Raw genomic sequence first — 16,876 nt, 5'->3', positions numbered from 1 at the left:
TCCGCTCACTCCCAGCGGAACAGTTTCGTAGCGGCCGCCCCGGCGACCAGTGCGACCAGCGCCATTATCGTCAGGTGCAGCGGCCGGGGTGCGGTGCCGGTCCAGCTGTCGAGCAACGCCTGCACACCGGGGGGCGTGTAGTCGCCGATCCGGACGAGGAAGTCCGGCAGCAGGAACCGGGGCAGGTAGACCCCGCCGAAGAACATGATCAGCAGGAACAGCGGCACCATCAGCGCCTGCGCCGCCTTGGCGGTCCGGGCGACCGCCGCCACCAGCAGACCCAGCGCGAGCAACGCCGCCGTGCCCAGTACGAACGCCACCGCGAAGCCGAGCGGATGGCGAGGCAACGGCACCCCGAACGCCAACCGGCCGACGACCACCAGCAGGACGGCGCTGGCCAGGATCGCCGCCAGGGTGATCACCAGCTGGGCGGCCAGCAGCGCGGCGGGGCTGGCGGGGGTGGTGGCCAACCGGCGCAGCACCCCTCGCTCCCGGTACGTGGCGAGCATGGTTGGCAGCACGTTCAGCCCGGCCACCGCGAGGGTGACCACCAGCAGTGAGGGAGCGAAGTACGAGATGAACGTCTGCCCGTCGAAGGTCGGGTCCGGTCTGCGGAGCGCGGGAATCAGCCCGAGCACCACCAGCACCAGCGTCGGCAACCCGACGGTGGAGAGCACGGTGGGAAGGTCCCGCAGGTAGAGCCGCGTTTCGACGGTGAGGAGCTGCCTGAAGGCGCGCATGTCGTTCCCCTTCACTCGGTGATCCGCCGCCCGGTCAGCTCGACGAAGGCGTCGTCGAGGGTGGACTGTTCGAGCCGCAGGTCGGCGGCGACGATCTGGTTGCGGGCCAGGACGGCCGTGACCGCGTGCAGCAGGTCGCCGGTGCCGGTCACCACCAGCTGGCTGCCGCTGCGAGCCACCGCGCTCACCTCGGGCAGATCGGTGAAGAGGTGGTCGTCCACCGGTGCGGACGGCCGGAACCGGATCCGCTGTTCGGGCGCGACGCGTGTCACGAGGCCGGCCGGGCTGTCCAACGCGATGACGCGGCCACCGTCGATGACCGCCAGCCGGTCGCAGAGCCGCTCGGCCTCCTCCATGAAGTGGGTGACCAGCACGATCGTCACCCCGCGCTCCCGAACGCGTTCGATGAGCCCCCAGGCGTCCCGACGGGCCTGCGGATCGAGCCCGGTGGTCAGCTCGTCGAGGATGGCGATCTCCGGGTTGCCGACGAGTGCCAGCGCGACGGAGAGTCGTTGCTTCTGGCCGCCGGACAGCTTCTTGTACGGCGTGTTCCGCTTGTCGCCGAGCCCCAGGTCGTCGAGCAGGCGGGCCGGGTCGGCCGGGTCCCGGTAGAACGAGGCGAAGAGTTCCATCGCCTCGGCCACCCGCAGCCGGTCCGGCAGCTGGCTCTCCTGGAGCTGCACCCCGACGCGTTGGCGGAGGTGGGCCCCGTCCCGGCGGGGGTCGAGCCCGAGGACCGACACGCCACCCCGGTCCGGGACGCGCAGCCCGGACACGCACTCCACCGTGGTGGTCTTGCCGGCGCCGTTCGGTCCGAGTACGCCGAAGATCTCCCCGGCCTCCACCGTGAACGACACGTCCTCCACCGCCACCAGATCGCCGTACCGCTTGTGCAGGTTGGTCACCTCGATGACCGGCATCGCACCGCCCTTCCCCGTGGGTTCGTGCCTTCCAGGGTCGCGACTTGGACCCGGCGGGGCATCGGCCGTCCGGGGACGATCAGGAGCGGCGGAGGATGACCTTCGCGGTCCATCAACCGGTTGATGTGCGATCGGCGGTTAGGCTCTGCGGTCGTGGACGTGACCAGCATCGCCCGCCCGGTCACCGGGGCGGCCGGCCGCTTCTTCTCCGGAGCGGGGCTGCTGCTGCGCGGCATCGCCCTCTACGTACGCAGCCCGAAACTGATGCTGCTCGGCATCGTGCCGGCGCTGATCTCCGGCGTGCTCTACCTCGCCGCGTTCGCCGCCCTCGTCTGGTTCGTCGACGACCTTGCCGCGCTGGTCACCCCGTTCGCCGACGACTGGTCGACGACCTGGCGCAACGTGTTGCGGGTGGTCGCCGGCCTGGCGGTCCTCGGGCTCGGTGGCCTGCTCGGCGTGGTCACCTTCACGGCGGTCACCCTCGTCATCGGCGACCCCTTCTACGAGGCGATCTCCGAGCGGGTGGAGGACCGGCTCGGCGGCACGCCGGGCGCCGTCGACGTGTCGTTCTGGTCGTCGCTGCGCCGCAGCCTCGCCGACTCCGTACGTCTGGTGGCACTCTCCACCGCGGTCGGCATCCCGCTCTTCATCGCCGGTTTCCTCCCGCTGGTCGGTCAGACCGTGGTTCCGGTGATCGGGGCCGCGGTCGGCGGCTGGTTCCTCGCCGTGGAGCTGGTCGGCGCGCCCTTCTACCGGCGCGGTATGCGGCTGCCCGAACGGCGGGCGGTGCTGAAGGCGGACCGGCCCACCGCGCTCGGCTTCGGGGTGGCGGTCTTCCTCTGCTTCCTGATCCCACTCGGCGCGATCCTCGTCATGCCGGCCGCCGTGGCCGGTGCCACCCTGCTGGCCCGGCGTTCGTTCGGGCAGCCGGTCCAGGAGAGCTGACGCACAGAGCACCCCTCCCCACGCGACGCTCGCGGCCATTTGACGACACCATGTTGGTAACATGTCGACATGGTGTCGATAATTTCCGGGGGCGGGCGCTGATGTTCCTCGCCATTCGTGAGCTGAGCTTCGCCCGGCTGCGGTTTGCACTGATGGGAGCGGTGATCGCGCTGATCGCCGTACTGATGGTGATGCTGTCGGGGCTGTCGGTCGGGCTGGTGCGCGACGGTGTGTCCGGGTTGCAGAACCTGCCCGTCACCTCCTTCGCGTTCGCTCGAAACGTCCAGCACGACTCCGCGTTCTCGCGCAGCGTCGTCGACATCTCGGCGGTCGACGCCTGGGCCGGCCAGCCGGGCGTGGCGCAGGCGGCCCCGTTCGGGAACTCGCTGGTGAACGGGCGTACCGACCAGGGGACGGAGGTCGATCTCGCGTTGTTCGGAGTCCGACCCGACTCGTTCCTGTCGCCGCCGGTCGGCGAAGGCGATCGGTTGGGGGCGGCCGACGGAATCGTGGTCAGCCCGACGGCGCTGGATGCGGGGCTGCGGGTGGGTGACACCGTCACCGTGGCTCGGCTCGGTACCCGGTTGCGGGTCGTCGGGGTGACCGAACAGCAGGACACCTTCGGGCACGTGGACGTGGCGTACCTGCCGTTGGCGGCGTGGCAGGCCATCAGGTCCGGCACCGCACCCGGTGTGGAGTTGCCGCAGCGGGCCGCGGCGGAGATCACGGCGGTGGCGATCCGCGCGGACGACGGGAAGTCCGTCGACCTGGCGGCGGGTGACGCGGTCGCCGGCACCGAGAGCATGACCCTGAACGAGTCCTACGGAGCCTCGCCCGGGTACACCGCCGAGACGACGACCCTGCAGTTGATCCAGGGCTTCCTGTACGCGATCTCGGCACTGGTGGCCGGCGCGTTCTTCGCCGTGTGGGCGATCCAGCGCAAGGCCGAGGTGGCCGTCCTGCGGGCGCTCGGCGCCTCGACCGGCTGGGTGTTGCGCGATGCCGTGACGCAGGCGTTCGTACTGCTGGTCGCCGCAGTGGCCGTCGGGGTCGGTGTCGGGCTCGCGCTCGGCGCCGCCATCACCGGCAGCGGCATCCCGTTCGCGCTGAGTATGCCGAGCGTCTCCGCGGCCGCGGTGGGCCTCGTCGTCCTCGGCCTCGTCGGAGCCGGTGCGGCGGTCCTCCGCATCACCTCTGTCGACCCCGCCACCGCACTGGGAGGAAACCGATGAGCAGCCGACCTGCTCCGACCGCTTCGACCACGCCCGCTGACGGCTCGCCCGAGCGGCTCGGGTTGGTGATGCGGGCGGTGTCCCTGCGGCACGGCGACGCCGCCGAGACGGTACAGGCGCTCGACGAGGTCGATCTGACGGTACGGCCCGGCGAGCTGGCCGCGATCGTCGGGCCCTCCGGTGCGGGCAAGTCCAGCCTGCTCGCCGTCGCCGGTGGCCTGGTCCGGCCCGACCAGGGCAGCGTCACCATCGCCGGTCAGGACATGACCGTGCCGAGTCGTCGCGCGCGCACCGCCCTGCGTCGCCGGCACGTGGGGTTCGTGTTCCAGTCGGGCAACCTGCTGCCCGCGCTGACCGCGGCCGACCAGGTGCGTCTGCCCCTGCGCCTGGGGCCACGCCCGGCCGGATCCGGCCGCGATCCGCTGGAGCTGCTCGCCGACGTCGGCATGGCCGACAAGGCCGACCGGCGTCCGCACCAGTTGTCAGGCGGTGAACGCCAACGTGTCGGGATCGCCCGGGCGCTGGTCACCGAGCCCAGTGTGCTGCTGGTCGACGAACCGACGGCGGCCCTGGACCGGGCCCGCAGCCACGACATCGTGCAGCTCCTGGCCCGCGAGGCCCGGCAGCGGCTGGTCGCGGTGGTCATGGTCACTCACGACCACGATGTGCTGCAATACTGTGACACCGTCTACGAGATGGTCGACGGCAAGCTCGCGACCAGCAGGTGACCGGGACGGCAGGGTGCGGACGCGGCGCATGACCAGACAGGTGCGTCCGTCCGGAACGAGGGGGTCGGCGTGCCGAAGATTCAGGCCGCGACCGTCGCCGAGCATCGCGCCTCCCAACGCGCCGCGCTGCTCGACGCGGCCCGCACCCTGCTGTCCGAACATCCCGAGCGGATCCCCGGCCTGGCCGAGGTCGCCCAGCACGCCGGGCTCGCCCGGTCGAGCGTCTACTCCTACTTCAAGTCCCGGGCCGACATGTTCGACGCCCTCGTCACCGACACCTTCCCCCGGTGGTCGGCCTACGTCGAGAAGCACATGGAGGCCGCCAGCACACCGGGGCAGAAGATCCAGGCCTACGTGGAGGCCAACCTGCAACTGGTCGCCCGAGGTGACCACGCGCTGGCCCGCGCGCTGGCGTCGGCGGGCAGCAGCGAGACGTTGGCCTCCTCCAGCCGGCTCATGCACGACCGACTGGAAGCCCCGCTGCGGGCCGCGCTCACGGAGCACGGCTCCTCGGACGCGGTCCGGATGGCCGAACTCGTCCAGTCGATCGTCTACGCCCTCAGCCGCATGATCGAGGGAGGGCTTGCCCTGAAAGCGGCGAGCGGGCTCGCCCGCGAACTGCTCAGCCCGTACCTCGACGGCCATGACGGCTGAGTCGTCGGCTCGACGGTGCGCCTGCCCGAACGGTGGGCGCTGCTGGGGGCTCGGGCAGTCCACAGAGAGGGGATGACGTGCAGCTCACCCTGGTCCAGGCAGACATCACCACCCAGCAGGTCGACGCGATCGTCAACGCCGCCAACTCGTCGCTGCTCGGCGGCGGTGGCGTCGACGGTGCCATCCACCGCAAGGGCGGTCCGGAGATCCTGGCGGAGTGCCGGGCGCTGCGCGCGTCCCACTACGGCCGGGGGCTACCCACCGGTCGGGCGGTCGCCACCACGGCCGGCCGGCTGCCGGCCCGCTGGGTGATCCACACCGTGGGCCCGGTCTGGTCGGCGAGCGAGGACCGCTCGTCGTTGCTGCGTGACTGCTACACCAGCAGCCTCGCCGTCGCCGAGGAACTGGGCGCGGCCACCGTCGCATACCCGCTGATCTCCGCGGGCGTCTACGGCTGGCCCGTCGAGGACGCGGTCCGCCAGGCGTTGACCGTGCTGCGCGTGGCCACTGCGGCGCGGGTCACCGAGGCCCGGCTGGTCCTCTTCGACGCGGGCACGTACGCGACCGCCGAGCGGGTCGCCGCGTCGGGCTGAGCCGGTCCGCCCGAGCCAGGGGCGTGGGCGGACCGGGGGTCGTACGTCACCAGGTGATGCGCAGGTTCATCGCCGTCCTCCTCTCGGGTGACCACGACGTTAGGTTTGGCCGATTGTTGGGTCAATCCTATTTTTAGGTCGTTGCCATGTATGCTTCCGGCGTGAGTACCGACAGCAGCCTTCGCGAGCGCAAGAAGCAGCAGACCCGGCAGTCCATCTCGGACGTGGCGACCCGGCTGTTCCTCGAGCGCGGCTACGACGGGGTGACCATCGCGGAGATCGCGGCGGCGGCCGGCGTGGCGAAGATGACGGTGACGAACTACTTTCCCCGCAAGGAGGACCTGGTCCTCGACATCGCCGACGAGTTCGTCGCGCTGCTCGCCCGTACCGCCGCCGACCGGCCCGCCGGGCAACCGGTGCTGGACGCGTTGCGCCGGCGTTACGCGGACGCCGTAACGCGGCGTGAGGCGCTGGTCGGCTTCGCCGACGCACCCTTCGTCCGGCTGGTGGAGGAGAGTCCGGCGCTCACCGCCCGTCTGCGTGAACTGTTCGAACTGCGCGAAGGGGCGCTCGCCGCCCAGCTCGCCGCCGAGCCGGCGACGGCCGGGGACGACCTGAGCGCGCGGCTGCTCGCCGCGCAGCTCGCCGGGGCGTACCGGGTGCTCTTCCAGGAGGCGTTCCGGTTGGTTCGCGGCGGGCACGACGAGCGGCAGCTGGCCGAAGCCCTCGCCCAGGCCGGGTCGCGCGCCTTCGACCTGCTCACCTCCGGAGTGAAGTGACATGGCGGAATCCCTGCGACTGATGGCCGTGCACGCCCACCCCGACGACGAGTCCAGCAAGGGCGCCGCGACCCTCGCCCGGTACGCGGCCGAAGGGGTCGACGTACTGGTGGTGACGTGCACCGGCGGCGAGCGCGGCGACGTGCTCAACCCCGCGATGGACCGGCCGGAGGTACGTGCCGACCTGAGTCGGGTCCGCCGCGAGGAGATGGCCCGGGCGGCGGCGCTGCTCGGCGTACGGCAGCGGTTCCTCGGCTACGTCGACTCCGGGTTGCCCGCCGACGGCGCCGACCTACCCGTCGACGCGTTCGCCCGGCTGCCGGTCGCCGACGCGGCGGCTCCGTTGGTCGCGGAGATCCGCGAATTCCGGCCACAGGTCATGGTGACGTACGACCCGACCGGCGGATATCCGCATCCCGACCACGTGATGGCCCACCGGATCGCGCGGTACGCCTTCGACGCGGCCGCCGACCCGGCCACCCACCCCGAAGCAGGCCCGGCCTGGGCCGTGGCGAAGCTCTACTACCCCTGGTGTCCTTCAGCCGGGCCTGGTTCCAGGCGCTGCACGACGCGACCCGGGCCGCCGGTCTGCCCTCCGCGATGGACGAGGTGCTGCGGGAACTGCCCGACGAGTTGCCGGAGCCTCGGGTGACCACCCGGGTCTGGTGTGCCGACCGGTTCGCCACCCGCGATCGCGCACTGCTCGCGCACGCCACTCAGACCGACCCGGCCCACCCCTTCTTCGCGCATTCCCGTGACGTCGAGCGGCGGGTCTGGCCGACCGAGGACTACGAGCTGGCCGAAGCGCGGATACTGATGAGCCTGCCCGAGGACGACCTGTTCGCGGGCCTCAGGTCAACTCGCGCAGGCAGGACCAATGAACGGCCACCGGCCGGTAGCCGAGCCGGGCGTTGACCGCCAGCATCGGCGCGTTCGCCTCGTCGTTCGAGGTGTACGCGACCCGTACCCCGCCGGCCGCGGCCCGGTGCAGGGCCGCCTGTTTGGTCAGCCGGGCCAGCCCGCGTCCGCGGCGGCTCGGCACGGTCGCGGTGTAGTCCGACCACATCCGGTCGCCGTCCCGCTTGACCAGGCTCAACGCCACCACCTCGCCGTCGGACTCGGCGGCCGTGCTCGCCGCCTTGTCCAGGCCGAGGTTCTCCCACACCTCCCAGAGCCAGTACTCGTAGGTGAACGCGTCGGAGGGCACGTCGCCCGGCTCGTCCGCGGCCGCAGCGACATCGGCCTCGTACACGAGCCTCGGGTCCAGGTCGGCCAGCGCCCGCCACCGTACGCCCGGCGGCTCCGCCGGCATCGGCGGTGCCGGACGCAGTTCGAGCGCCGAGTAGCGCAGCTCGCGACTGGGCGTGAAGCCGTGCCGGCGGGCGAAGGGAAGCGCCTCCGGCTGCGCCCAGGTGCGGACCCGGCGTACGCCGAGCGGGCGGAGGTGATTAAGCGCCGCGTCCAGCAGGGCGGTTCCGACGCCCCGACGGCGTTGCTCCGGATGCGTGTGCAGCATGGAGACCTCGCCGAAGTCGGGCTCGGACGTCCGGATGTTCCGGAACGCCGACACCCAGCCGACCACCTGGTCGTCGACCTCGGCGACGAAGGCCGTCCAGTCCTCGCCCGACGGGGGCTCGGAGATCATCTTCCGGGTCGAGGCCTCGCCGCGTACCAGGTACGGGTGGACGAGGGCGCGTAGCGCCACCACGGCCGGCGCGTCATCGGCAGTGGCGTGGCGGATCTGGAAGTCAGCCATCGTGACGCACCGCCGCGAACGCGTCCTGTACCACCTCGACGGCGGCCGCGTAGGCGTACTCGGCGACGTCGGAGAGCGCCGGCATGGGGATCGGGCGTATGGGTTTCACTCGGGCAGGCTAGCGGCTAGCCCGCCGACCCTCGACCCATTAACCGTGCGGCCGGTCTCCGGGGCGGCGACGGATCGCCGCCGCGCCGGATTTCCGGGTGAGATCACCGGTCGCCGCCCGTTCCGGCAGCCCGCGGAGATCAGCTGACCCGCAGGCCCTCCAGCAGGCCACGGTCGCCGGTCACGTCCAAGGTGTCGAAGCTGACCCGGCCCCAGAGGGCGAGCAGCAGATCGCTGGCGGTGCCGCTGACGAGTGCCCGCGCACGGTGATCGTCGTGGTCGAGGATGGTGTCGGTGTCCAGCAGTGCCACACCTTCACCACGCAACCGCAGGTACCACTGCTGCGCGGCGTCGGCCGCGACCAACTGCACCACACCGTGCCACTGCCCAGGGGTACGCCGCTTGCCCGCCGGTAGCCAGGTGTCGAGCACCTCGCTCACCCCGTCGGCCGCGAGCTTCGCCTCGACCGGCTCACCGGCGGCGATGGCGAGCTGGGCGTCCCAACGGTGCACCGCGGTCTCGTGCGCCGCCCGGCGCGGCCAGAAACCGGCCCGCTTCGGCTGCGGCGCCCAGTTCCACGCCGGCGCCTCCGGGTCCAGCCCGTCCAGCACGGCCACCAGCTTGTCGTACCCCTGCTGCCAGTACTGCAACGCGGTGACGCCCGGTTCCGGCACACCCTGCTCCGGGCGCTCCGTCGGAGCGCTGGTCACCCCGGAGCCGGCGAACGAGGAGACCCAGTGGTAGAAGGCGCCGACGTGCAGCGTCAGGTCGGCGACGGTCCAGCCGGGGCAGGAGAGCACGGGTGTCTCCGGAGGCGCCTCGGCCACCGCCGCGGCGAAGGCCGGCCCTTCCACCCGGAGGGCGCCGATCCAGAAGTCCTTCGTGCCATGCAGTCTGCTCATCGCCATCCTCCCGGGGGTGACCCGGCTACCAGTGAGTGTCGCGGCTACCCCTCAGCCTAGGGTGAAGGGTGTGTCAGACGTCTACGCCCAGCCGACGACCGGAGTCGACGCGACCGACATGAATGCCCTGGCCCGCTACACCACCCTGCGCATGGGCGGGCGGGCCGGCCGGATCGTGCCGGGCAACAGCGCCGAGGAGATAGTACGAGCGGTACGCGAGGCCGACATCCGGGACGAGCCGGTGCTGATCCTCGCGGGTGGCAGCAACGTCGTGATCGGGGACGCGGGCTTCCCCGGCACGGTGGTGCTCGTGCGCTCACGTGGGCTGCGGGTGGTCGCCGAGGACACCGACACCGTGACCGTACGGGTCGAGGCGGGCGAGCCGTGGGACGAACTGGTCGCCACCACCGTGACGAACGGCTGGTCCGGCCTGGAGTGCCTCTCCGGCGTGCCCGGCTCCACCGGCGCCACACCGATCCAGAACGTCGGCGCGTACGGCCAGGAGGTCGCGGAGACGATCACGGGCGTGGAGGTCTACGACCGGGCGGACGGCACCGTCGGCCGGATCGACGCCGCCGACTGCGGTTTCGCGTACCGGGGCAGCATCTTCAAGTACAGCGACCGCTGGCTGGTGCTCTCGGTCGACTTCCGGCTCGCCCGCTCGCCGCTCTCGGGTCCGGTGCGCTACGCCGAGCTGGCGCGCGCACTCGGCGTCGACGTGGGGGACCGGGTGCCGCTGGCCGACGCCCGGGCGACGGTGCTGCGCCTGCGCGCCGGTAAGGGCATGGTGCTGGACGTCGCGGACCCGGACACCCGCTCGGTGGGCTCGTTCTTCACGAACCCCGTGCTGGACCGGGCGGCGTATGAGCTGTTCCGTGAGCGCGCCGCGGACCTGGGCGAGGCGCCCTCCTGGCCCTGCCCGGGTGACATGGTCAAGCTGAGCGCGGCCTGGCTGATCGACAAGGCCGGGTTCGGCAAGGGCCACCCGGGGCCGGGCGGGGTCGCCATCTCCAGCAAGCACACGCTGGCACTGACCAACCGCAGCGGCCGGGCCGGCACCGCCGACCTGGCCGCCCTCGCCCGGCAGATCCGCGACGGCGTACAGACCCGCTTCGGCGTCACCCTGCACCCTGAGCCGGTCCTGATCAACTGCACGATCTGACCCAGGTTGGTCATCAAATTTGCCGAACAGGGCCGCCTGCACCAGCGCGTAACTCTCAGTGAGAGCGGCGACTCAGGTGAAGTTGGCGCCGCCGTCGACGAGCAGCGACTGCCCGTTGACGTAGGCGCTGTCGTCGGAGAAGAGGAACGCCACCATCGCGGCGAGGTCCTCCGGCACCCCCAGTCGCGGCGAGCGCACGGTCGCCAGGGCCTGCTGACGCCACTGCTCGGTGGTGCTGCCGAGCGCGGCCCCGGTGAGGACCACACCGGGCGACACGAGGTTCGTGCGGACGCCGTGCTTGCCACCGAGGCTCGCGGTGTGCCGGGTGAGCCCGATCAGACCGCTCTTGGCGGCCTGGTACGCGACCCGCTCGGTTTCGCCCAACCACACCGCACTCGACATGGTGTTGACGATGGAGCCCCCGCCCTGCTCGATCATGATCGGTAGGGCATGTCGGACGCCGTACATGTAGCCGGTGAGCGTGACGTCGATGGTGTGCTGCCAGACGTCGAGGGGCACCGAGGTGACGTCGGTGTCTCGTCCGATGGTTGCGCGCGAGAGGTCCGCAGCCACGTTGAAGAGGCCGTGCAGGCCGCCGAACCGTTCGACGGCGAAGGCGACCAGGTCCCGGTACGACCCCTCGTCGGCGATGTCGAAGCCGCGCGCGACGGCCCTTCCGCCGGAGCCGGTGATTCCGTCCACCACGGCCTGCGCGGCGGCCTCGTTCAGATCCGCCGCGACGACCAGCATGCCTTCCTCGGCGAGGCGGACCGCTGTCGCACCGCCGATGTTGCCCTGCGCCGCACCCGCGACGATCGCAACCTTGTCCTTGAGTCCACGCATTGTCCTGCCCCTTCCACTTCTCTTGAACGCTTCGTCCGAAACCGCAGTTTGAGCCGGAGTCACTCGCCGGGCTCCGGCGGCGGGTAGCCGGCCAGCAGGTGGTCGACCAGGTCGTGTGCGTGGTCCCGTACCTCGACGAAAGTCACGTCGACCTGCGCGCCGAGTTGCGCCATCTCGTGTCGGGCTGCGTCGGCCAGCCGGTCGGCCAGCATCCGGGTCGATGACGGCAGCCGCAGCCCGGCGGTGACGATCGCGAGTGTGCGCGCCATCGGGCAGGCTCCGCCGAGGGCGCGCGCCCCGCCACCGCCGCTTTCAGCGTCGCGTGGCTCGGCGTATCCGGAACGTGGGCGGGCCGACCGATGGCGAACTCCTTGCGCAGCACCGGCACGATCTCTCCCAGCATCTCGATCTGCTGGAGCACGGTCCGGTGCGGCACACCGATTCCGTCCACGTTGAACAGCTGGCGTTGGTAGTCGCCGGCGGCGTGTTCCCGGTACGTCAGCACCCGGTCGATCACCTGTTGTGGGCTCCCGACCAGAACCGCGGTCTGCGCCATCGTGTCCTCCAGCGACGGGCCGTGCCCGTACGCCGGTAGAGTCCGGGCAGGCACCGCACGTGCTCCTTGGGCCAGAAGAGGTTGTTGTGGAAGAAGCCGTCGCAGTGGTACGCGGCCTGTTCGGCGATCTCCGGACTGCGGATCGAGGCGTGCCAGTCGACCACGTCCTCGCGCCACAGTCGGCGTAGCAGCGCGTAGTTCTCGACGGCCAGCGGGATCCCGTTGCGGATGTCCTGCCCGAACCGGGGGTAGACCGGGCCGGTGTTGCCCCGGCCCATCATCAGGTCGATCCGGCCGTCCGCGAGGTGTTGCAGCTTGGCGTACTCCACCACCGCTCGGATTCGGTCGTGTTCCGTTGGCGTTCGCCCGGTCGCCCGGTCGCCCGGTCACGGGCTACGTCCCCTACCCCGCAGATTCCGAAGTGCATCTCTGACTCGCCTGCTTCGTAGCCGTCATTGTTTGTCGTCCGGCCGGTCCGTCGTGCGCGTGCTCGTGCTCGTGCCGAACACGCGCCCGCGGCAGACCAACGGACATTCGGCGCTGCCGGGCGGCGGTGGTCACTTGCCGCGCAGCGGCGCGAGAGCCTGGCTCCAGGCCACGACCTGATCGAGGGTCGTGTTCAGTGCGTCCCGCTGGAAGTCGTTGGGCTTGAAGGTGCTGAAGTTCTCGAAGTCGGTGAAGAGCGACAGTGCGACCTGGGAGCGCACGTCGGCCATCTGGAGCTCGCCGGCGATCAGCCGCAGGTGCTCCACCGCCCGGGCGCCACCCACCGAGCCGTAGCTGACGAAGCCGACGGCCTTGTTGTTCCACTCCTTGTAGAGGAAGTCGATGGCGTTCTTCAGGGCGCCGGACGTCGAGTGGTTGTACTCCGGAGTGACGATGACGAACCCGTCGAACGAGGCGATCTTGTTCGCCCATTCCAGGGTGTGCGGCTGCTGGTACTGGTCCATGGCCGGCGGGTAGATCTCGTCCAGGTGCGGCAGCTTGTAGTCGAGCAGGTCGACGAGTTCGAACTCGACGTCGGTGCGCTGCTTGGCGAGCTCGTACACCCACTGCGCCACGGCCGCGCCGTTCCGTCCGGGCCGGGTGCTGCCGATGATGATTCCGATCCTGGTCATCTTCGTCTCCTCCTCGTGGTGGACCCCCTTTGAGGAAGTCCTTGCTTCGCGAAGCAACTATACGGAGTGCGATTGCTTCGGCAAGCAAGTACATTGGGGGCATGTCCAACGTCACATCTAATTCCCCATCAGCCTCGAACGCGGTCAAACCGCTAGATCAGGGTGAAGAAGCTGTCGTGCGGGCTCTGCACCGCGTGATCCACGCCCTGCCTCGTGCCATGGACGCCGAACTGCTCCGCGAGCAGGGGCTTCCGCTCGTCGAGTACCTGACGCTGATGAACCTCTCCGAGACCCCCGGCCGGCGGCTGCGGATGAACGAGCTGGCCGCGACCTGTGGAATGTCCCTCAGCGGTATGACCCGCGTCGTGCAGAAACTCGAAGCGCAGGGGTTCGTTCAACGGATCAGGTGCGAACAGGACGGCCGCGGCTGGAACGCGGTCCTCACCGACAGCGGGCTCGCCCGTCTGGAGCAGGCCTGGCCCACCAACCTGGCGGCCACGCGCAAGTACTTCCTCGACCATCTCGCGGGCCTGGACCTCGAAAAGCTCGCCGCGGCGATGCGGAAGATCGCCACGTGAGGCGACGGTCCGAGGAGCGGCGCCCCGGACGGCGGTGGCCACGACAGGGGGCCCAACCTCTCCGGGCAGAACACCTAGGCCGGGGCGACGACGGACCAGGGGACGGTCAGCTCGCCGAGGCGCCAGCGCGCAGGGCGGTCGAGCAGCGGCCAGCCCGCGTCCTTCAGCGACTGGACGGCGTGCAACCAGCGCTGCCGGGGGCCGTACGGGGCGTAACCGGCAGCCGCCCGCCAGGCATCGTCCAGCGCCCGGATCAGGTCGTGCACCCGCTCACCCGGCACGTTGCGGTGGATCAGCGCCTTCGGCAGCCGCTCGGCCAACTCGGCAGGAGTCGTCAGGGTGGCGAGCCGGGCGGCCAGCGTCAGTGAGCGCGGGCCGTCGGCGTCGATCAGCAGCCAGCCACCCAGCCGACCAAGTTCGTCGCAGGTGCCCTCCACGAGCATCCCGCCCGGCCCGAGCGCCGCGGTGATCGTCTGCCACGCGCCGGGCACCGCGCTCTCGTCGTACTGGCGCAGCACGTTGAGCGCGCGTACCAGCACCGGACGCAGACCGGCCAGCTCGAACCCGCCCCGCGCGAAGGTGAGCCCCGGTGGATCGGCGGCCGGCTCGGCCGCGGCCACCCGCTCCGGGTCGATCTCCAGCCCGACCAGCCGAACGTCAGGTCGTACGCTGGCGGCCAGCCGGGCGCGCAGCTCCACGGCGGTCACCGGGCTCGCGCCGTACCCGAGGTCGACCACCAGCGGGTCGGTCGCGTCACGGAGCAGATCACCACAGGTCGCCACGATCCAGTTGTCCACCCGACGCAGCCGGTTCGGATTGGTGGTACCCCGAGTGATCACGCCGTACGGCCGGCGCCGCCCCTCGCGCTTCACTGGCCTACGCGGTGCACCTTGTGCTGGGCGGCCTGGGCCAGCGGGCGGACCACCAGGCGGTCCACGTTCACGTGGTGCGGGCGGGTGGCACACCACGCGACGCAGTCCGCCACGTCCTCGGCCACCAGCGGTTCGGGGACTCCGGCGTAGACCGCCGCCGCCCGCTCCGCGTCGCCGCCGAACCGGACCAGGCTGAACTCCTCGGTCTTCACCATCCCCGGGTCGATCTCGATGACCCGCACCGGTCGGCCGCTCAGCTCCAGCCGTAGCGTGCCGGCCACCGCCGTCTGCGCATGCTTGGCCGCGGTGTAGCCGCCGCCACCCTCGTACACGGTGAATCCGGCCGTCGAGGACACGACCACGATGGTCCCGGCCCCGGACGCCTCCAGCGCCGGGAGCAGAGCCTGGGTGACGCGGAGCGTGCCGAGCACGTTGACGTCGTACATCCACTGCCAGTCGTCGACCGACCCGGACTCGACCGGATCCAGCCCGCGCGCGCCGCCGGCGTTGTTCACCAGCAGGGTGACCGGCCCCGGCGCGGCCTGGGCCGCCTCCGCCAGGGCGGCGACCGACTCGTCAGAGGTGACGTCGCAGGCGACCGCGGTGGCCCGGCCGCCGGCGGACTCGATCTCGGCGACCAGTTCGGTCAACCGTTCGGTACGGCGGGCCGCGGCCAGCACGTGGAATCCCTCGGCGGCGAGCCGCCGGGCCGTTGCCGCGCCGATCCCGCTCGACGCTCCGGTGACGATGGCGACAGAGGTCATCCGGACATTGTGACCTCAGACGGCCGGGGCGATACGCCCCGACGTGTCCGCGCTCACCATGAGGTCCGTCACGCCGGAGGACCGTCCGCGCGCATTTCCCTGGTTCGATCGGGAAGATGACATCCGGCGTAGAGGTTGACCAAAGCGCCGGTCGGGCGAGACGGCATCAACCGTGAGCAGGGGAGCGGACGTGGCGGAACTTCGCACCGGCGTCGGGCGTCAACGACGGGCACAGTCCTGGATGCAGCCCCGACGGATCGCCACGCTATCGGTGCACACCTCACCGATGCACCAACCGGGCACGGGCGACGCCGGCGGCATGAACGTCTACATCCTCGAGGTCGCCCGGCGGCTCGCCGAGGCGAACGTCGAGGTGGAGATCTTCACCCGGGCCACCTCCGGTGACCTGCCCCCGGTCGTGGAGATGGCGCCGGGCGTGACGGTCCGGCACATCATGGCCGGCCCTCTGGAGGGGCTCACCAAGGAGGAGTTGCCCGCTCAGCTCTGCGCGTTCACCGCCGGGGTGCTCCGAGCCGAGGCGGCCCGTCCACCGGGCCACTACGACCTGATCCACTCCCACTACTGGCTCTCCGGACAGGTCGGCTGGTTGGCCAAGGAGCGTTGGGGCGTACCGCTGGTGCACACCGCGCACACGCTCGCGAAGGTCAAGAACGCGCAGATCGCAGCGGGGGACCGTCCGGAACCCAAGGCGCGGGTGATCGGCGAGGAGCAGGTGGTCTCCGAGGCCGACCGGCTGGTGGCGAACACGCGGGTCGAGGCGCACGACCTGATCGAGCGGTACGCGGCCGACCCGGGGCGGGTCGCCGTGGTGCAGCCCGGCGTCGACCTGAACCGGTTCCGTCCGGCTGTCGGGGACCGGGACGCGGTCGCCGCCGCCGCCCGGCGCCGGCTCGGCCTGCCCACCTGCGGCTACCTGGTGGCGTTCGTCGGCCGGATCCAGCCGTTGAAGGCGCCGGACGTGCTGGTACGCGCCGCCGCCGCGCTGCGTGAGCGGGATCCCGCGCTGGCCGAGCAGCTGACCGTCGTGATCTGCGGCGGCCCGAGCGGGAGCGGACTGGACCGTCCGACCGCCCTGATCGAGCTGGCCGCCTCGCTCGGCGTCGCCGACCGGATCCACTTCCTGCCGCCGCAGACCGGGGACGACCTGCCCGCCCTCTACCGGGCGGCGGACCTCGTCGCGGTGCCGTCGCACAACGAGTCGTTCGGCCTGGTCGCCCTGGAGGCGCAGGCGTGCGGTACGCCGGTGCTGGCCGCTGCGGTCGGTGGCCTGGTGACCGCGGTCCGGGACCAGGTCAGCGGGGTGCTCATCGACGGGCACGACCCGGTCGACTGGGCTCGGGCGCTGGCCCGGCTGCTGCCCGACGAGGTGCGGCGCCGAACCCTCGCGCGCGGCGCCGAGCGGCAGGCGCGTCAGTTCTCCTGGGACCGCACGGTCACCAACCTGCTCCAGGTGTACGGCGATGCCGTCGCCGGGCACCGGGAACGCCTCGCCGCGCAGCTCGCCGGAGATTCGGCCTTCTCCTGCTCCTGGTGAGGCCGCCGCTTCCGGCGCGGCCGCCGCATCGCGCGGCTCTGGTCGGCGGCTGGCCCTCGGCGTAGCGGCGC

At 71.3% G+C, this 16,876-nt stretch carries 19 protein-coding genes and 1 pseudogene; 10 read left to right on the top strand and 10 right to left on the bottom strand.

All coding sequences use genetic code 11. The features are described from left to right. Positions 1 to 5: 5 nt before the first annotated feature. On the bottom strand, positions 6 to 740 hold the full coding sequence (locus ABZS42_RS06730; protein WP_355142963.1) for an ABC transporter permease: 735 nt from the start codon (positions 738 to 740) through the stop codon (positions 6 to 8). Positions 741 to 751: 11 nt separating this feature from the next. Next, positions 752 to 1,660 carry an ABC transporter ATP-binding protein gene (locus ABZS42_RS06725; RefSeq protein ID WP_355142962.1) on the bottom strand — a complete coding sequence of 303 codons (909 nt, stop codon included), beginning with the start codon at positions 1,658 to 1,660 and terminating at the stop codon, positions 752 to 754. Positions 1,661 to 1,783: 123 nt separating this feature from the next. Between ABZS42_RS06725 and ABZS42_RS06720 the strand changes: the two genes are divergently transcribed. The 7 genes and pseudogenes from ABZS42_RS06720 to mca all read left to right on the top strand — a co-directional run bounded on the left by ABZS42_RS06720 (position 1,784) and on the right by mca (position 7,506). After that, complete coding sequence (locus ABZS42_RS06720) at positions 1,784 to 2,605, top strand: EI24 domain-containing protein (RefSeq protein WP_355142961.1); 822 nt, start codon at positions 1,784 to 1,786, stop codon at positions 2,603 to 2,605. Between the two features lie 101 nt (positions 2,606 to 2,706). Beyond that, the gene (locus tag ABZS42_RS06715; RefSeq protein ID WP_355142960.1) at positions 2,707 to 3,837 is read left to right on the top strand and encodes an FtsX-like permease family protein; all 1,131 of its coding nucleotides are present in this window, start codon (positions 2,707 to 2,709) and stop codon (positions 3,835 to 3,837) included. Next, the gene (locus ABZS42_RS06710; protein WP_355142959.1) at positions 3,834 to 4,565 is read left to right on the top strand and encodes an ABC transporter ATP-binding protein; all 732 of its coding nucleotides are present in this window, start codon (positions 3,834 to 3,836) and stop codon (positions 4,563 to 4,565) included. The genes ABZS42_RS06715 and ABZS42_RS06710 overlap by 4 nt, the downstream gene beginning before the upstream one ends. A gap of 69 nt (positions 4,566 to 4,634) precedes the next feature. Beyond that, positions 4,635 to 5,219 carry a TetR/AcrR family transcriptional regulator gene (locus tag ABZS42_RS06705; RefSeq protein WP_355142958.1) on the top strand — a complete coding sequence of 195 codons (585 nt, stop codon included), beginning with the start codon at positions 4,635 to 4,637 and terminating at the stop codon, positions 5,217 to 5,219. 77 nt (positions 5,220 to 5,296) lie between these two features. After that, complete coding sequence (locus ABZS42_RS06700) at positions 5,297 to 5,812, top strand: O-acetyl-ADP-ribose deacetylase (RefSeq protein WP_355142957.1); 516 nt, start codon at positions 5,297 to 5,299, stop codon at positions 5,810 to 5,812. Positions 5,813 to 5,973: 161 nt separating this feature from the next. Beyond that, a complete protein-coding gene (locus ABZS42_RS06695) occupies positions 5,974 to 6,591 on the top strand; it encodes a TetR/AcrR family transcriptional regulator (protein WP_355142956.1) in 618 nt (205 codons plus the stop codon). A gap of 1 nt (position 6,592) precedes the next feature. Beyond that, positions 6,593 to 7,506: pseudogene (gene mca, locus ABZS42_RS06690) on the top strand (mycothiol conjugate amidase Mca). On the opposite strand, the gene ABZS42_RS06685 reads toward mca, so the two are convergent. Together ABZS42_RS06685 and ABZS42_RS06680 are read right to left on the bottom strand one after the other, a co-directional pair. Then, complete coding sequence (locus tag ABZS42_RS06685; protein ID WP_355142955.1) at positions 7,442 to 8,347, bottom strand: GNAT family N-acetyltransferase; 906 nt, start codon at positions 8,345 to 8,347, stop codon at positions 7,442 to 7,444. The pseudogene mca and the gene ABZS42_RS06685 sit on opposite strands and share 65 nt — an antisense overlap. Positions 8,348 to 8,595: 248 nt before the next feature. Further along, positions 8,596 to 9,357: a maleylpyruvate isomerase family mycothiol-dependent enzyme gene (locus ABZS42_RS06680; RefSeq protein WP_355142954.1), complete on the bottom strand. Its 762-nt coding sequence runs from the start codon at positions 9,355 to 9,357 to the stop codon at positions 8,596 to 8,598. A 70-nt stretch (positions 9,358 to 9,427) separates the two neighbouring features. On the opposite strand from ABZS42_RS06680, the gene ABZS42_RS06675 reads away from it, so the two are divergent. Next, positions 9,428 to 10,519: a UDP-N-acetylmuramate dehydrogenase gene (locus tag ABZS42_RS06675; RefSeq protein ID WP_355142953.1), complete on the top strand. Its 1,092-nt coding sequence runs from the start codon at positions 9,428 to 9,430 to the stop codon at positions 10,517 to 10,519. 72 nt (positions 10,520 to 10,591) lie between these two features. Here ABZS42_RS06675 and ABZS42_RS06670 read toward each other — a convergent pair whose 3' ends face one another. From ABZS42_RS06670 to ABZS42_RS06655, 4 genes are all read right to left on the bottom strand, one after another. Next, positions 10,592 to 11,362, bottom strand: coding sequence for an SDR family NAD(P)-dependent oxidoreductase (locus tag ABZS42_RS06670; protein WP_355142952.1), 771 nt, complete (start codon positions 11,360 to 11,362; stop codon positions 10,592 to 10,594). A 59-nt stretch (positions 11,363 to 11,421) separates the two neighbouring features. Next, positions 11,422 to 11,631, bottom strand: a complete 210-nt coding sequence (locus tag ABZS42_RS06665; protein WP_355142951.1) for a hypothetical protein — start codon at positions 11,629 to 11,631, stop codon at positions 11,422 to 11,424. A 244-nt stretch (positions 11,632 to 11,875) separates the two neighbouring features. Then, on the bottom strand, positions 11,876 to 12,250 hold the full coding sequence (locus ABZS42_RS06660; RefSeq protein ID WP_355142950.1) for an LLM class flavin-dependent oxidoreductase: 375 nt from the start codon (positions 12,248 to 12,250) through the stop codon (positions 11,876 to 11,878). A gap of 225 nt (positions 12,251 to 12,475) precedes the next feature. Beyond that, positions 12,476 to 13,036 carry an NAD(P)H-dependent oxidoreductase gene (locus ABZS42_RS06655; RefSeq protein ID WP_355142949.1) on the bottom strand — a complete coding sequence of 187 codons (561 nt, stop codon included), beginning with the start codon at positions 13,034 to 13,036 and terminating at the stop codon, positions 12,476 to 12,478. A gap of 101 nt (positions 13,037 to 13,137) precedes the next feature. Between ABZS42_RS06655 and ABZS42_RS06650 the strand changes: the two genes are divergently transcribed. Then, on the top strand, positions 13,138 to 13,614 hold the full coding sequence (locus ABZS42_RS06650) for a MarR family winged helix-turn-helix transcriptional regulator (RefSeq protein WP_355142948.1): 477 nt from the start codon (positions 13,138 to 13,140) through the stop codon (positions 13,612 to 13,614). Between the two features lie 74 nt (positions 13,615 to 13,688). Here ABZS42_RS06650 and ABZS42_RS06645 read toward each other — a convergent pair whose 3' ends face one another. Both ABZS42_RS06645 and ABZS42_RS06640 read right to left on the bottom strand, forming a co-directional pair. Next, the gene (locus ABZS42_RS06645; protein ID WP_355142947.1) at positions 13,689 to 14,486 is read right to left on the bottom strand and encodes a class I SAM-dependent methyltransferase; all 798 of its coding nucleotides are present in this window, start codon (positions 14,484 to 14,486) and stop codon (positions 13,689 to 13,691) included. Then, positions 14,483 to 15,250, bottom strand: a complete 768-nt coding sequence (locus ABZS42_RS06640) for an SDR family oxidoreductase (RefSeq protein WP_355142946.1) — start codon at positions 15,248 to 15,250, stop codon at positions 14,483 to 14,485. Before ABZS42_RS06640 ends, ABZS42_RS06645 begins: the two co-directional genes overlap by 4 nt. Positions 15,251 to 15,440: 190 nt before the next feature. On the opposite strand from ABZS42_RS06640, the gene mshA reads away from it, so the two are divergent. Next, positions 15,441 to 16,805 (top strand): D-inositol-3-phosphate glycosyltransferase, encoded by a 1,365-nt coding sequence (mshA, locus tag ABZS42_RS06635; RefSeq protein WP_355142945.1) that lies wholly within the window; start codon positions 15,441 to 15,443, stop codon positions 16,803 to 16,805. Positions 16,806 to 16,876 lie beyond the last annotated feature (71 nt).

The organism is Micromonospora sp. NPDC005367 (assembly GCF_040606825.1).
Lineage (GTDB): Bacteria > Actinomycetota > Actinomycetes > Mycobacteriales > Micromonosporaceae > Micromonospora.
This window is presented reverse-complemented; position numbering and strand designations above follow the sequence as displayed.